Genomic DNA, 17,750 nt, shown 5'->3' with positions numbered 1-17,750 from the left:
CGTGCAGAACAATATTTTTACATTTATCGTGAATCAGACGACAAGCGGCAACATCGACAAGGAAACGGCTGTCGAGATGATTGCCATGCTGAAGCAGGGTGGAGCGAAGGTAGAGGATGACATCGCCATAATCGGCATGTCTGCGAGACTTCCAGGAGCCCGGGATATCCATGAATACTGGAGCAATATTGAGAATGGGATAGACACGGTCAAGCAAATCCCGCAAAACCGGAGAAATGACACCGACGATTATATCAAATTTAAGCAGCTTGACAAGGATAAAATCATTTATCCCGAATATGGCTATTTGGAGGATATTGACGGCTTTGACTATGAGTTTTTCCGCATGTCGCCAAGGGAAGCGAGCTTGACCGACCCGCATCAGCGTATTTTTCTGGAGCAGGCGTGGAAGGCGATTGAGGATGCCGGCTACGGTGGCGATAAACTGACAGGCAGCAAAACCGGCGTTTATCTCGGCTATACGCAAAGCCCGAAGGATCTGTATTGCAAAATGATTATGGATATCGACCCGACGCTGATACCGATTGCAACGGTGGGCAATATGCAGGCGATGGCGGCAACCCGCATTTCCTATTTGTTAAATTTGAAAGGGCCTGCGCTTGTTGTAGATACAGCCTGCTCGTCTGCTTTAGTAGCCATAGAGCTTGCTTGCCAAGCGATTAAGCAAGGACAATGCGACCAGGCTATCGCTGGCGGAATTAAGCTGAATATTATTCCAGTCGATGACGAGAACATTCGCATTGGCATTGAGTCGGGCGATTGGAGAACCCGGGCGTTCGACGATACGGCCGACGGCTCCGGCGTCGGCGAAGGGGCAGGAGCGTTGCTGCTCAAGCCTTTGAAGAAGGCGCTTAAAGACGGCGATCATATTTATGCCGTCATTAAAGGCAATGCAGCCAATCATGACGGCCAGACCGCAGGCATTACTGTGCCGAATCCGGCATCGCAAACCTCGGTCATCCAGCAGGCGTGGGAGGAGGCGAACATCGACCCGGAGTCGCTTGACTATATTGAAGCACATGGAACTGGCACGATTCTCGGTGATCCGATTGAAATTAGGGGCATTGAAGGCGCCTTTAAAAAATATACGAACAAGAAGCAGTTTTGCGCAATCAGCTCTGTCAAGACGAATATCGGACATTTAAGCGAGGCGGCAGGCATCGCGAGCATTGTCAAAATGGCGCTGTCGCTGAAATACAAGAAGCTGCCGCCAACGATTTATTTTCAAAAGCCCCATTCTTCAATCGCCTTCACAGATTCGCCTTTGTATGTCAATACGAAGCTTCGTGATTGGGAAACGGACGGGCACCCAAGAAGGGGCGGAGTGAGCGGCTTTGGCATGAGCGGCACCAACTGCCATCTCGTGTTGGAGGAAGCGCCGGAGCAAGTGGCTACAGAGCTTGCATCTGCGGGGCCAGAGGTGTTTACGCTTTCGGCAAGAAGCAGTAAAGCGCTGCGGGAGCTGCTGCAGCTTTACGACGAATATTTGCAGCAAAGTGGAGGGAACTCTTCGCTTTCCAATATATGCTACACGGCTAATACGGGCCGCAGTACGTACGCTTACCGCCTGGCGCTAATGGCTGCGGATTTGGACGATTTGCATGTCAAAATCCGTGCTTGTCTGGAAGCCGATCTGGAGTCTTTCACGGCCCCTTGGGCCTGCTATGGAGTTCACCGGGTAGGACGTGCCAACGCCACGCCGAAACTAGGCGAAATCGATGAGCAGGAGAAGCGCCGACTTGGCAGCGAGGCAGATCAGCATTTAGAGAGCTGGATTGAATCTGGAAAATCCGATGAGCAGACGCTGCATTTGCTTTGCTCCGCTTATGCAAGCGGCGGCGATGTGAGCTGGAGCGGGCTCTATGAAGGAGAACGGAGGCAGCGCGTCAGCCTGCCGACTTATGCCCTGCAAAATTCGCGATGCTGGCTGGAGTTTCCCGAGCTGGAGACGTCAGCAGAAGCACAGGAGGATGGCTTCTACTTCGCGCCTGTATGGACGCCAGAGGAGCGTTCGTCCCAAACCGGAGCAGATTTGGCTGGCGCTGTCCTGCTCCTTGGCGGAAGAAGCGATAGCCATAAGCAAATCGCGGAAGGCTTGGAGGCAGCATGTGCGCGGGAGCAAAGGGCCATTATTAATGTCTCGCTAGGCGAGGAATACATCCAGCACCATTCCGGTTCTTATACAATTCGCAACACGCAGGACGATTATATTAGACTTTTTGAAAATATTGGTGCCGAAACGCTCACGCAAATCGTCCATATGCTCAGTTTGGATACTATCGCTCCAATCGACCGCGTAGAGCAGCTGGATGAGAGCCAAAAACGCGGATTATACAGTCTTTTCTATCTATATAAGGCTTGGCTGCATACGAACGGAAAGCAGCCGCTTGACGTTGTTCTTCTAACAGACAATGCCCAAGAGGTGAGCGGTGTGGAAACGCTCATTCGCCCGGAACACGCAACCGCGATTGGCTTCGGCAAGGTTGTGACGAAGGAGCATCCGCCGTTCAATGTCCGAAGCATTGATATGGATCAGGATACGGATGCGGTGCAGCTTAATGAGGAGATTATGTATGGCGCAGGATCATCGCCGTATGGGGTCGCTTTCCGCGCAAATGGCCGTTACGTGGAGCAATTTGCCCAAATGGAGCTCGATCGCATCGCGGATGAGCCTGTAACGATTAAGGAGCAGGGCGTTTACATCATAACGGGAGGAACAGGAGGAATCGGTCTTGAGGTGGCAAAGTCGCTAGCTGCAAGTGCCTCTTCCATTAATCTGATCCTCGTGAACCGGTCGGCGATGCCTGAGCGGGAACGCTGGGATGCGATTGTCCAGACCGGGACGGATCTGCTTTTAATCAGCAAAATTAACGCCATTCGCGAGTTGGAAGCAGTTGGAGCACAGGTCAAGCTGTATCAGGCAAACATTTCTGATGAGCCGGAGCTTAGAGCCATGCTTTCGGATGTTCGCAGCGTGTATGGAAAAATTGACGGTATCGTTCACAGCGCGGGCGTGGCTATCGACCAGCTGCTGAAGGACAAGCAGGAAAACGTTATACGCGACGTACTGCTGCCTAAAGTAAACGGAACGTGGCTTCTGAACAAATGTACGGAGGATGATCAGCTTGATTTCTTCGCCATGTTCTCATCCGTCGCTACCATATATTACGGTTCGACCCAAAGCGATTATGTGGCAGCTAACGCTTATATGGACTCATTCACTCATTATCGGAGCAAGCAGGGCAAGAAGACGCTGACGATTAACTGGACGACGTGGAAGGAAACCGGCATGGCGAAAAATAGCGGAGTGGCGGTGAGCACCATCTTCCAGACGCTGCCAACGGCCAGCGGCATTGAAGGGTTTACCGCATTGCTGAACAAGCAAAGCCGCCGAGCGTTAATCGGCAGCTTCAACTATGACCGGTTGGGCATTTTATTGCTGGAAAAAGCTACGGTCAGGCTGTCAGAGCCGCTGCAGCGCAGACTCGACTATCATAAGCAGCAGCTTGCCAGCGCTGGCTCCACTTCCAATAAGGCTGCGAAGCCGAAGGGAGCGGCAAAGAGCGGTGAAGTACAACTGACCGGCCGTGACGGGGAGGCATACAACGAAACCGAAAAAACGATTGCTGCGGTTTGCCAAAATGCGCTCGGCTATGCCGAGATCGACATTAACGACAATTTCTTTGAGCTTGGAGCCGACTCCATATTGCTGATGCGCATCCATGCGGAGCTGGATAAACGCTATACCGGCTTGTTATCGGTTGCAGACATGTTCGAGCATTCGACGATTTCCAAGCTGGCGGAATATATCGTAGAGCAGGATACGGAGAGCACCATGCCTCAGCAGACGATCGCCGCGCGTGAAGCTTTATCAACGGACAGCGATATTGCAGTAATCGGCATGTCATTCCAGTTCCCGAAGGCGAGCACGAACGAGGAATTTTGGGGAGCGCTGCAGGCTGGCGTTGATAACGGCAGCGGCTATCCGGATGTTAGAAGAAAGGATATGGAAAAATACGTTGCCTTCAAAGGTTGGCCGCTCAATGCGGTCGATTACGAGATGGGCAGTTATTTGGACGAAATCGACAAGTTCGACTATCGCTTTTTCCGAATGTCTCCGAAGGAAGCGAGCACGACCGATCCGAACCATCGCTTATTTTTGCAGACAGCATGGCATGCCATCGAAGATGCCGGCTACGGAGGCAAAAAGATTTATGGCACGAAAACGGGGGTTTACCTCGGATTTGCGTCCAATATGGTCTATTTCCACCGCATTATTAGCGAGGTCGAGCCGCAGTCGGAAGGCGCTTCGCTAGTTGGCAATACGGCTTCGGTAGCGACAGGCAGAGTTTCATATCTGTTCGATTTGAAGGGCCCGAGCGTCGTTGTTGATACGGCTTGTTCTTCCTCCTTGACCTCCGTGCATTTGGCTTGCAAATCAATACGCATGGGCGACTGCGAAATGGCGATTGCCGGCGGGGTACGGCTGAACATGATGCCTATTTTCCGCAAGGGCTCGCCAAGAGGCATCGGCATGGAGTCGACAGACGGCAAAACAAGGGCGTTTGATGAGCTCTCCGAAGGGACGGGAACAGGCGAAGGGGTTGGGGCGATACTGCTCAAGCCGCTGCAGAAGGCGATACAGGACAGGGATAATATTTACGCTGTCATCAAGGGAAGCGCATCGAACCAAGATGGAAGCTCCGCTGGCTTGACTGCGCCGAACCCGGCTGCTCAGGAGGAAGTTATTATTCAGGCATGGGAAGATGCCGCGATTGATCCTGAAACGGTTACGTACATTGAAACGCACGGAACGGGCACCCAGTTGGGAGACCCGATCGAAATTCAGGGTATCCAGCGCGCTTTTAAACGGTATACCCAGAAGAAACAATTTTGCGCGGTCGGATCTTCAAAAACGAATTTAACGCATTTATCAGAGGCTGCGGGCATCGCGGGCGTCATTAAAGCGGTTTTGACGCTGAAAAACAAAGAGCTGCCGCCAAATCTGTATTTTAACCGTCCGAACCGAAAAATCGACTTTATGAACTCGCCTGTGTATGTCAATGCAACCCGCAAATTGTGGGAGCCGGAAGGCCATCCGCGAAGATGCGGTGTAAGCGGCTTTGGCATGAGCGGAACGAACTGCCATGTCGTTATGGAAGAGTATTTGGGCGCTGAAACCTCGCATCTGCAAGGCGAAGAGGAGCTTAGTCAACGTCCGCAGCTGTTCACGCTCTCCGCACTGACGGATACCGCTCTTCGGCGCCTCGTCAGCCAGTACAGATCGCAGCGTTTTGGCGACGGTTCAGCGGCTGCCTTCCGCAACGCCTGCTATACCGCAAACACGGGACGCGGCCACTACGCGCACAGGCTGGTTCTTATCGTAAACGATGCGGAGGATTTCAACCGGAAGCTTGCGGAAGTGGACGAATACGGTTTCGAAAACGTACAACAGCCTTGGTTGTTCTACGGCTTCCATAAAATCGTCTCGGAAACGAAAGCGAAAAAATCCGACGGCGAAATTACAGAAAGCCAGCGAATAAGCATGACGAAGCAGTTCGGACAATTGGTCGACGGTTATGTAGATGGGGAACGCACTGATGCCAGCAGCCTGCCGAACATTTGCGAGCTTTACGTACAAGGGGTGGAAACCGATTGGGAACCTTTCTACTTCGGTGAAGAGCTGCATCGAATCAGCCTCCCGACCTATCCGTTCGAAAGAGAGCGCTGCTGGGTTGAGATTCCCGAATATGAGCAGGCCGTGACAGAAGTAACGGCTGGCGGCTTGTATTACGGGGGGCAGTGGGTAAGACAGGAGCAGCTGATGGCAGAGCAGACAAGCCAGGCCGGACCAGTTCTTATCTTTATGGATGAGAAGGGCTTGGGACAATCGCTTGCTGCTGAGTGGAACCGGAGAGGAACCAAGACCGTTCAAGTTTATTTGCGAAAGCAATATGCCAAGCTCGATGACGGCAGCTATCACGTAAGCGGTACAGTGGACGATTATGTGTTGCTGCTGAAAGATAACAAGGGCACAACTTGGAGCAAAATCATCCATCTGTTCAGCATCGTGCCGGAAGGCATGGCGGTTGACTGGAACAGCTTTAATGAAACGCAGTATAGAGGCGTCTACAGCCTGTTTTATTTGTCCAAAGCGGTAGCCCAAGTAGGATTAAGCGCTGTAACCGATACGGTTATCATTTCTGATTATGTCGATGTTGTAAGCGGACGTGAACCCCGGGTCAATCCGTGGAATGCACCGCTCCTGGCACTCGGAAAATCCGCAAGGCAAGAGCTGCCGAGCATGCTGTGCCGCGCTATTGATATCGATGAAGCAACGAGTTTGGATACGATTATACGCGAAATAGGGGCAGCACCGTCGTATTATATGGTCGCTTTTCGCGACAATGAGCGCTATGCCGAAATTTTCAAGGAATACCGCGTGCAAGAGGCAAATGAGCAGCCGATCGAGGTCAAGGAAGAAGGGATCTATCTCATTACAGGCGGGACAGGCGGCATGGGCATTGAGACAGCCAAATATTTGGCGGCGAGAAAGAAAGTCAATATTGCGCTCATTAACCGTACGCCTTTGCCAGACAAAGCAACATGGGATGATATGATCGACCGCAACAGCAGAACCGACCGCAAGGCTATCCAGAGAATAAAAGCGGTACGTGAGATTGAAGCAATGGGTGCACATGTCGAATGCTACAGTCTCGATATCGCTAATATGCAGCAAATGGAAGAGTTGGTCGGCGGGCTACGCGCACGTTATGGACGCATTAATGGCATTGTCCATGGCGCCGGTGTAGGCGGTGATGGCTTCCTTTATTTGAAGGAAGAGCAGGTGTTCAACGAGGTCGTCCATCCGAAGGTGTTCGGAACGTGGATTCTCGACAAGCTGACCGAGCAGGATCGGCCTGATTTCTTCCTCATGTTCTCCTCCATGAGCTCGCGTTTCGCAGTGCCGGGGCAAGGGGATTACTGTGCAGCTAATACGTTTTTGGATGCATTTGCCAAATACAAAACGTTGAACCAGCAAAAAGCGCTGTCCATCAACTGGGTTGCGTGGAAGGAAACCGGTATGGCGGTGGAGTTCGGCGTCAATGCAGACGGCGCCTTCAAGGCACTTCCTACAGCAGTGGCTATGCGCGGTTTGGACGAAGCTTTGAACCGGAGCGTATCGAACGTTTTAATTGGGGAGCTTAACTACGGCTCGGATCTGCTGTGGGAGCTTGGTCTCGTTCCGCAGCTCCTGGATGCGCCGATTGATGCTGCCATAACGGGGTCCCAGAAACGGTGGGAGGCCAGGCAGCTGGCTTCGCAAAGACGCTTCGAGGGCGAAATCAAGCTTACTGGAAAAGACGGCGATTACACCGATCTGGAAACGAAGCTGGCGGAAATCTATTGCCAGGTTCTTGGCTTTAATGAAATCGACATGGACGATAATTTCTTCGAGCTTGGCGGCGACTCGATTTTGCTTGGCAGAGTTCACGCTTCTCTGGAAAAGCATTATCCGGGCAAGGTCAGATTGCTGGATTTGTTTGAATACACTTCCGTCAGCAAGCTGCAGCAGTATATGCGGGAGGATGAAGAGGAGCAGAATGCAGCAGGCACAGAAGCTCTGGAACATCTTGCGTACGACCGCGAGATGTCGCAAGTATTGCAGCAGGTAAGTGCAGGAGCAAGCCTGGAGGAAGATACGAAGCGGCTAATGGAGGAACTGGGCAATGGCACACTATCCATTGAACAAGCGATTGACCAGCTGACGAAAACCGGCCAGAACAGCAGCGATACGAGGAAAAAGTAATTGGCGCAGCAACTTTGGACGCCCGGAGGGTAAAAGGCTATGGATAAGCTTTACCACTATATTCTCAAGAGAGCTACCGAAGGAAAAATCGAAAAAGAAGATGCCATCCGCATGGTCACGCTGCTTAGGCAGGCGCAGGCAGTGCAAGAGGAGAGCCGCAAGGAGGACATCGCCATTATCGGGATGGCCTCCCATATTGCGGGCACTGACTCCTCAGAGGAGTTCTGGCGGCAAATCGCCTCCGGCGTTGATTTAGTAGGAGCTTTTCCGAAAGAGAGAAGTGCTGACATTGACGGCTACCTGACCAATATGCTGGATGAAATGGGCTGGGAATTAAAATATTCGCCGGGCGCGTACATGCACGATATAGCTTCCTTCGACTACAGCTTTTTCCGCATTACGCCCAATGAGGCCGCTCTGATGGATCCTTCCCAGCGCATCTTTTTGCAAACGGCCTGGGAAGCGATTGAGGACGCTGGCTATGGCGGGAATAAGCTTGTTGGAAGCCATACAGGCGTATACGTCGGCTATTCCAGCAGCTCGAGCTATCATTCCATGATACTGGAAACCGAGCCGGAATCAGCAGCAACGGCATTAACAGGCAACATTGCCGCCATGCTTCCGACGAGAATTTCCTACATGCTTGATTTGAAGGGGCCGACGCTCATTTTGGATACAGCCTGCTCCTCCTCGTCGGTTGCGATTCATCTAGCCAGCAAAGCTATTCATAACGGCGATTGCAAAATGGCGATTGCAGGCGGCATCAGGCTTAATCTACTGCCTATCGACAACTCAGGCCTGAAGCTGGGAGTTGAAGCGGTGGACGGACGAACGCGAACGTTTGACGCAGAGGCCGAGGGTGCTGGCTGGGGAGAGGGCAGTGCTGCTGTTTTGCTAAAACCGCTAAGCCAGGCCGTTAAGGATGGGGACCGGATATATGCTGTTATAAAAGGGAGTGCCATTAACCAGGACGGCACTTCCATCGGTATAACCGCTCCCAATTCGGCTGCCCAGGCTGAGGTTCTGCTTAAGGCGTGGCAGGACGCAGGCATTGATCCAGAGACGTTGTCTTACATTGAGGTGCATGGAACAGCAACAAGGCTTGGCGATCCTCTCGAAATTGAAGGGCTGTACAGGGCGTTCCGAAAGCATACGAACCGCAAGCAATTTTGCGCAGTCAGCACCGTTAAGACGAACGTGGGCCACTTGTACGAATGCGCCGGCATTGCCGGTGTCATCAAAGCCGCTATGTCGTTAAAGCATCGCAAAATACCGGCTACGGCCCATTTCAACCGCCCTAATGCAACGATTGGCTTTAGCGATTCGCCAGTCTATGTCAATACCCAATTGCGGGAGTGGGAGGCTGGGGAGCATCCACGCAGAGCGGGCATCAGCGCCTTCGGCCTGAGTGGGACCAATTGCCATATCGTTCTGGAGGAGTATGCTCCACCGCAGCAGTCGGAGCACGCAGACGATGTATACGCCGGGCTGCCTCATATCCTTGCGATATCGGCAAAAAGCATCGCGCCGCTGCTTGGAATCATATCTGGCTACGAGCAGTACTTAAACCGGGAAGCACAAATCCCGCTGCGGGATTTATGCTATACGGCTAACACCGGGAGGGGGCATTATGCGCACCGCATTGCCATCATTTTCGAGGATGCCGCCGACCTAATGCGCAAAGTCGCTCTGTTAGCAGACCATTCTCTTGATGAAACCATTCACGATGATATCCGCTACGGCAGGCATAAGGTCGTCTCCGGCAATAAGCAGGTACTGGGTGAAAATGAAATTAAAAAGCCGGAGCATGCGGAGCTGACCCGCACCGCTTCCGAGAAGGTCCGGCAATTTATCGGCACCGGAAAAAAGGACAAGCAGCTGCTTCATGACATTGGCAGCCTGTATGTCCGCGGCGCGGATGTCAATTGGGAGGAGCTGTATCAAGGCGAAGCCCGCTGCAAAACGTATGCGCCAACCTACGCCTTTGAGAAACAGCGCTGCTGGCTTGATCTTAATATGCCGCAGCGGGGCGAAAAGGATGGTGCTGAAGCTACGCTGCACTACGCCATGCAGTGGCGCAAGTGCAGCAGAAGCCCCGAACCATCCGGCATTGACGGAGCAGCCGTCGTATTTATGGATCGGGCGGGAGTCGGACAGACCATTGCTGCATCCTTGCGGGAAAGCGGCAGGCTCGTTATCGAGGTGAAGCTTGCAGAGGATGATGGGCCCTTTGGCTGCACAGCAAATTCTAACGAAGGCTACCAGATAGACGGTTCCAAGGCAAGCTATCTCCAGCTTATGCAAGCATTGAAGGATGTGCCGTTTGGCCAAATCATTCATCTATTGGCACTGGACGCACATGACGTCAGCGATTCGCTTGAGACGCTTAAGCAGCGGCAGGCAAGCGGTGCCTACAGTCTGTTTTATTTGACAAAAGCGCTGGTGCAGGCGGAAATTCAGCAGCCGCTTGCGCTGCATATCCTCACTAGAAATGCTGTAGAAGCTACCGGCGCAGAGAAGCTGCTTATACCCGATCATGCTCCTGTTTACGGCATGGGCAAGGTTATGGCCAAGGAGCTCTCAAATGTGTCATGCAAATATATGGATATAGAGGAATCGGTTCCGCTCGGACAGATAATCGGAGAGCTTCAGGCCAATGACGTGTATGGTGTCGCGCTTCGAAACGGTGACAGATATACCGAAATATTTGCTGAGCTGCGAGACGTTCAGTTAGAAACCAGCCGCCGCTTGGAATTGCAGGAGCAAGGGATATACCTGATTACAGGCGGCTTAGGCGGCATTGGGCTGGAAGTGGCAAAGTGGTTTGCAGCTCAGAGCAAGGTCAATTTGGCTTTGATTAGCCGCACTCCGCTGCCGCCGAGCTCGGAATGGGCAACTGTTCTAGAAGGCAGCGAGGCTTCAGACAAGCTTAGAAAGCGGCTTCGCATAGTGAAGGAGCTGGAGAGGCTTGGTGCGACGGTAGAATGCATCAGTGCCGATGCAGCCGACTATAGCGCTATGGAGAAGGTTATTGCTGATTTGAAAAGCAAGTATGGACAAATACGGGGCATCGTGCACGGTGCGGGCGTCTCGAATGACGGGCCGCTTGCTGACAGAGGCGATGATATGTTCAATGCCATCTACGCTCCGAAGGTGTATGGCACCTGGGTGCTAGATGCGCTTACGAAAGACCAGAAACTTGATTTCTTTATTATGTTCTCGTCAGTCGCGACCATATTCAGTGCCTTCGGGCAAGGGGATTATGCGGCAGCCAACGCCTATTTGGATGCTTATGCTCTTTATCGGCAAAGAAGAGGCGGGCGTACGCTTACTGTGAACTGGACGACGTGGAAAGAGACTGGGATGGCCTTTGATGGCGGGCACGTATTCGATACGATTTTCAGGACGCTGCCGACTGAGCTAGCGCTTGAAGGCTTCGCTTCTTTGCTGCAAAGCGGTGCAAGCAGAGCGCTAATAGGACAAATCCACTACGATGGCGCAGGTGCTATGCTGCTTGAACGCTCCGGTGTATCTTGCTCCGATTCGATTCGGAAGCGGATTGCGGCGAAGAAAGACAGCAAGCGGAAGCAAAGCGGCGGCAATGTGCAGAAGAAGGAACGCAGCGCGGAAGGCGTTGTCATGCTTGGCCGGGAGGCCGGCAGCTACTCTGAGCTGGAGCAGAAGATTGCCTTATGCTGCAAGCTTGTCCTCGGCTATGAGGAGATCGACATCTATGACAATTTCTTTGAAATGGGTGCAGATTCACTCGTATTAATGAAGCTCCAGGGCGAGATTGAGACGCATACGTTCGAAATGGTGACGATCAGCGATCTATTCGAATATTCGACTGTCGTTCAATTGGCGGAGCATCTGCAAAAGCAATCCGCCAGTCGGGACCCCATCCGCTCGAGCCAGTATCCGCCTATGCAGAATGCAGCTATTAAGCCGTACTATCCAGCATCCCATGCCCAGAAACGCATGTTCCTTGGCTTTAAACGGGAGCCGCAGCTGACAAGCGCCAATCAGTTCAGAGTTTCGGTGCTGAACATCCGGGTGGAGCCCGAGCGGATGGAGCTGGCTGTGCGCCGCATGATTGATAGGCATGAGGTGCTGCGAACAGCTGTTACGAGCATGGATGGGGAAATTGTCCAAGTAATCAGGGAACAAGTCCCATTCGAGATGGGGTACTGGGAGGCAGATGAAGCTGAGGCGAAAGACATTATTAATCGGTTCAAGCAGCCGTTTAATTTGAATGAACCGCCGTTTTTCCGGCTTGGCCTCGTGAAGGTCGAGGAGGAAAAATATTATCTGCTTTACGATGCCCACCACATTATTACAGATGGCGTATCCATGGAAATTTTCATGCGGGAGCTTGTTCAGCTGTACAAAGGTGAATCGCCGCCGGCCCTGCCGTACCAATACAAGGATTATGTGGAATGGCAGTTCTCCTTCATGCAGACGGAGCAAATGAAGCGCCAGCAGCTTTTCTGGGAAGAGACGTTTACGGGCGAAATCCCTGTGCTGCGGCTGCCGACAGATCAGCCAAGGCCCGAGCATTTTGTTTTTGAGGGCGGTATCGTCATGAGCTTGGTTGACCGTGAGCTGACGGAAAAGCTGAAACAGCAGTCAAGCGTATCTGGAGCGACGATGTATATGCTGCTGCTTGCCGCTTATGCCGTGCTGCTGTCCAAGTATTCCGCGCAAGACGACCTGGTCATCGGATCACCGGTTACGGGACGGCCAAAGCGGGAAATGGACAAAATTCTCGGCATGTTCATCAATATGCTGGCGATGCGGCTTGCTCCCCGTAAGGAACTGACCTTCTTAAGCTGTTTGGAACATATAAAAGCAAGCGCAGTGCAGGCTTTCGACAATCAGGATTACCCGCTTGACGAGCTGATCCATCATTTGAATGTAAAGCGAAGCGCAAACCGCCACCCGCTGTTCGATACGGTGTTTATTTATCAAAATGTTCCTGTTGATGAAAGGGCGATTGGCCATTCTATCGATGAAGTTTATAATCTGACCGATTATGAACTGACGCTGGAGGCTATGGAGCAGGGCGGGATGCTTCGCCTGAGGCTGGAGTACAACATGCGGCTGTATGATCGACAGACAGCGGAGCGAATGCTGAAGGATTACTTGAGCATTCTTGAGGCTATCGCGAAGCAGCCCGATATCCTTCTGCAGAACATTGAACTGGCCAGCGGTAGAACCGAGGAGCCGTTATATGAGGATGATGAGGAAATCTCCTTTAATTTTTAGGCGGCCATCCCCATCAACCATGTAGAAAAGAAGGGAGGGAATGGATATGGATTCCTATTCGGAAAATATGCTGTTGACGAGCGGCAAATGGCAGGAGGAGAGAGAGTATTGGCTTAGCAAGCTTGATCCTTCCGCTGAGCCGAATGCTTTTGAGGGCGACCTCAAGGATGCTGGCTTGCGCCCGGGAGCGGTCGATTTGGTCAAAGGCCCGATTCCGCCTGAATTGACCGAACGGCTGCTGCCCTTATGCAGGTACTCCCAGCAAGGCTTGTATGCGTTTTTGCTTTCAGGTGTACTCTATTTGCTTCATCGATATACGGGGGAACGGATCGTGACCACTGGCATGCCATCCGGACAACAAACGGTAGAAAACACTGCCCCCAACCGGCTGATCGCCCTGCAGGTGCATGTCGATGAAGCATTGCCGTTCAAAGAATATATACAGCAAGTTAGCCAAACGGTGCAGGAGGCAAGGAAGTACAAGCACATTCCCTTCCAAGCCATTATCAGACTGCTTAAGCACAATCCCGAAGCAGCGGTCCCTGCCTTCAAAACGGTCGTTGCCCTGAATACGCTGCATGCTCCTTTATACATGCAGGACTCGAAAGCTGCGGTTACCTTTTATTTCATTATGGAGGGCGATCGCCTGCAGCTGGAGCTGCTCTATGAACGTTCCATGTATTCGCAGCGATATATGGAACGGATGTTTGATCATTTTGTCGGTTTTCTGGAAGAGGTGATTCAGCAAACGGATATTCCGCTGAACCAGATACGCTTGCTTTCACAGGGGGAAATAGAGTCGCTTGAGCGGTTAAATCCGGCGGCTATACGTTATCCAAAGGATAAAACGGTACATGAGCTGTTTGACAGCCAAGCGATGAATACTGCGGATTGGACCGCGCTGCGTTTTGGCAGGATGGAGCTTACTTACGGGGAGCTTAAGGATCGTTCGGACCGGCTCGCTTGCCTGCTTCGCAGCAAGGGCATTGGAAGGCACCGAGTTGCCGCTGTCATGACGAATCGGTCTTTGGAAATGATGATCGCGATTTTGGCGGTGTTGAAGGCTGGGGGCGCCTATTTGCCTATTGATCCGGCTTATCCGCCGGACCGGATTAGGCATATGCTGGCCGATAGCGGCGCAGGCGTCCTGCTTACACAGGATGGATTGATCAGCCATGTTGATTTTCAGGGGGAAACCGTCAATCTCGACGACAATCGGGTATATGGAGAGCTCGATCCTCTGCTTTCAAATGTGAATGACCCGGAGGATGCCGCTTATTTAATCTATACGTCCGGCTCTACTGGCCTGCCGAAAGGGGTGCTGGTTCCGCACAGGGCAGTCGTTAATTTTATAACGGGCATTACAGGCCGAATCCCTGCCTTCACAGAAGGAAAAACCATTGCTGCCGTTACGACGCTCTGCTTCGATATATTCGTGCTGGAGACGCTCTTGCCGCTGACGCAGGGACTAATTGTCGTTATTGCGGGCGAGGAGGAGCAGCATAATCCGGCCATGCTCCAGCGGTGGCTTGCGCATAATCGGATCGAGCTGCTGCAGGCGACGCCTTCCCGGATTCAACTGCTGCTGAACGATAATTCGGCAGAAGCAGGCTTGGAGCAGATAACGACGCTTATGGTAGGCGGGGAAGCCTTCCCCGATGAGCTGCTTCACCAGCTTCGGGAACGGTGCGGCGGGGCAAGCATTTACAATATGTACGGCCCAACGGAGACGACGGTTTGGTCCTCCGTTCAGGATGTGACGAATGCGAGCGGCATAACGCTTGGGGCACCTATCGCCAATACGCAAATGTATATTGTCGACCCGCTTCTGCGTCTGCTGCCGGAAGGCGTGGCTGGAGAGCTTTGTATCGCCGGAGACGGCGTCGCGATGGGCTACTGGAAGCGGGAGGAGCTGACGGCTGACAAATTCGTTCTATGTCCTTATGGAAACGGTGGGAAGATGTACCGAACAGGCGATCTGGCACGAAGGCTGCCCGGCGGGGATATTGAATTTCTGGGACGCATGGATCATCAAGTGAAAATTAGAGGGTTTAGAGTCGAGCTTGGCGAGATCGAATCTGCCCTATTAAGACTGGAGCAGATTAAAGCGGCTGTGTGCATTGCACAGGAGGATGGTGAAGGAAGCCACATTCTTTGCGCCTACTATGTTTCCACGGCGGCTCTGTTGGCGGAAGGCATAAGAAGCGCAATAGCTTCCCGGCTGCCTGATTATATGCTGCCCTCATTCTATATTCCGCTGAGCGAGCTTCCATATACACCAAACGGGAAAATAGACCGGAAGCAGCTGCCCAGCCCTTATGAAAAGGTCAGCGGACTTTCCATCGGCGAGCCGCCAGCAGATGAGCAGGAGGAGAAGCTGCTCCGCATTTGGAAGGCTGTGCTGGAGGTAGAGACGATTGGCGTAACCGACGACTTCTTTAATGTCGGCGGCCATTCGCTAAAAGCGTTGAAGCTGGAGGTAGAGCTGGAGAAAGCGGGATTTTCCTTCGAAAGCGAGGAGATTTACCGCTACCCGACGATTAGGGGCTTTCTGCGGCGGATGAATGGCGAAGGAGCAGGAGCAGCAATCTTTTCTCCAAAAAGCCGAGCGGCATTTGAATCTGAATCATTTGCTAGTGCGGCATTGCTGACGCTCAAGCATGATGAACGGATCCAACCGTTTAACGATTTATTTTACAAGGAGTGCTTCTATCACTCGCTGTTTCCCATTCTGTCCTACTACCAGCAAAGCCTGCTGCCGATTCTCGCCAATGATACGGTTATCTATCGATATGATGAGGATACGGTTCACTTTCAGGTAGATTACGCAGCGGCAAGGCCAATAGAGCAGCTTTTGCTAGGATTAGGCATTCGGACGGAAACGAGAACGGTCGGACATTCCGTAATCGAGGAGCTCAAGCGAGCTGTCCTCAGCAATAAGCCGGTTATTGTACGAATTGACTGCTACTACGCCTCAAACCGGGCTGAAACGTACAAAAAGCAGCATTGGCCGCATTCATGGCTCGTATTCGGCTTTGATGACAGCAGGCAGATGTTCGGCGTCATAGAGCATGACCATATTGAAAGGCTGACCTATGAGAAAAGATGGGTGAGCTACGAGGATGCGCTGCAGGGGCATCTTGGCTTTATGGACCATTTTGGAAGCGAAATACCTGTTTATTATGAATTTTCAGCTATTCATTCCGATGATGTAGTGCCTCAAACAGCTAGCTTAGTAGAAACGACTGCTTCCGCCGCGGCACATCGCCAGCAGCTTCTAGACAGCAGCATGCAGTCGCTGTACAGCTTTCTGGAGAAGGTTAAACAAGCGCTGCGGGATGGGCAACTGATCAAAGATTATGGCGAAAGCTTGCTTGATACGCTTAATCAAATTGTAAATGCCAAGCTCGTAGACCTATATCGCTATGAGAAATTAGCCGGTGGGTATATGGAGCTGCAAGGCGCGGTTGAAGAGAGCCTGGAAGCTTGGAAGCAAATTCGGGCTCTAGTGGCAAAAGCGGTGTTTGCCGCCAAATTAAGCGCCAAATCTGCCGTTATGCTGAACCAGCAGCTGGATTCGGCACTCGCGCTGGAACGCGAATATGCGGCAAAGCTTGTGGGCATACATCCCCAGACGTTTGAGCTGGAAGGTACCCAATCGACTTACTAGACAACATTTTGCTAGCCAGCAGGAAGGCTGTCTTGCTATCTTGCTGGCCGGCTAGCTGGCTAGGGAGCAGACCTATTAAAATCCAATGAAGAAAGAAGTGGAGATCGCTGTGAAAATCGGGGTAATCGGAGCAGGTGTAATGGGAAGAGGGGTTGCCCAAGCGCTCGCCCAATCAGGCTTATCGGTGGTGCTTGTAGACATTGAGCAAGCGAAGCTTGAACAGGCCAGGGAGGAAATTGCCACCCAACTGCGATTCCGTGGGCTGTTCGGCTCCTCGGGAAACTTGGAGCCTTCAGAGCAAATTATGGACCGCATTGTGTTTACGACGGAGCATCATAATCTCAGCGACGTCAGCTTTGTCATCGAGAACGCTACGGAAAATTGGGACGTTAAGCGCAGCATTTACGAGCTGATAGATGGCATCTGCCAGCAAGATTGCATTTTTATGATTAACACATCCTGCATCTCCATTACAAAGCTGGCCGCCGTGACCACACGTGCGCCGCAGGTTATCGGCACTCATTTTATGAATCCGGTGCCAACCAAAAAAACGGTCGAGGTCATTCGTGGCTTTCATACCTCTGAGGAATGTATCCGTGCGGTCGATGGACTTATGGGCAGCATGGGCAAGGAAATGATCGTCGTTAACGACTATCCGGGCTTTGTATCCAATCGTATTTCCCATTTGTTTATGAATGAAGCTGCTTATGTTGTGCAGGATCAGGTGGCGTCGGCAGAGGAAGTCGATGAAATTTTTAAAAAATGCTACGGACATGCGATGGGGCCGCTCGAAACGGCTGACTTGATCGGTCTGGACACGGTCGTGCATTCCTTGAATGTCCTTTATGAAAGCTATCAGGACTCGAAGTTCCGCTGCTGTCCGCTGCTTAGGAAAATGGTCGACGCGGGGCTGCATGGCCGCAAGAGCGGTCAAGGGTTTTATACGTATTAATGCGTAATCATGCATGCTAATGACTGCTAATG

The 17,750-nt window shown here is 52.2% G+C and carries 4 protein-coding genes; all 4 read left to right on the top strand.

Annotation, left to right across the window (positions count from 1 at the left end):
- Position 1: 1 nt before the first annotated feature.
- Complete coding sequence (locus AC50Y5_RS11110; protein ID WP_494860531.1) at positions 2-7,831, top strand: SDR family NAD(P)-dependent oxidoreductase; 7,830 nt, start codon at positions 2-4, stop codon at positions 7,829-7,831.
- A gap of 39 nt (positions 7,832-7,870) precedes the next feature.
- Positions 7,871-13,096: an SDR family NAD(P)-dependent oxidoreductase gene (locus AC50Y5_RS11105; RefSeq protein ID WP_494860529.1), complete on the top strand. Its 5,226-nt coding sequence runs from the start codon at positions 7,871-7,873 to the stop codon at positions 13,094-13,096.
- Between the two features lie 46 nt (positions 13,097-13,142).
- Entirely contained in the window at positions 13,143-16,766 is a 3,624-nt protein-coding gene (locus AC50Y5_RS11100) for a non-ribosomal peptide synthetase (RefSeq protein WP_494860527.1), read from the top strand.
- 85 nt (positions 16,767-16,851) lie between these two features.
- Complete coding sequence (locus AC50Y5_RS11095) at positions 16,852-17,718, top strand: 3-hydroxyacyl-CoA dehydrogenase family protein (RefSeq protein WP_494860523.1); 867 nt, start codon at positions 16,852-16,854, stop codon at positions 17,716-17,718.
- Positions 17,719-17,750: the final 32 nt, after the last annotated feature.

It is taken from the genome of Paenibacillus sp. JT22N7, from assembly GCF_059383875.1.
Note: the sequence above shows the minus strand (reverse complement) of the source record. Positions and strands in the feature narration are given on the sequence as shown.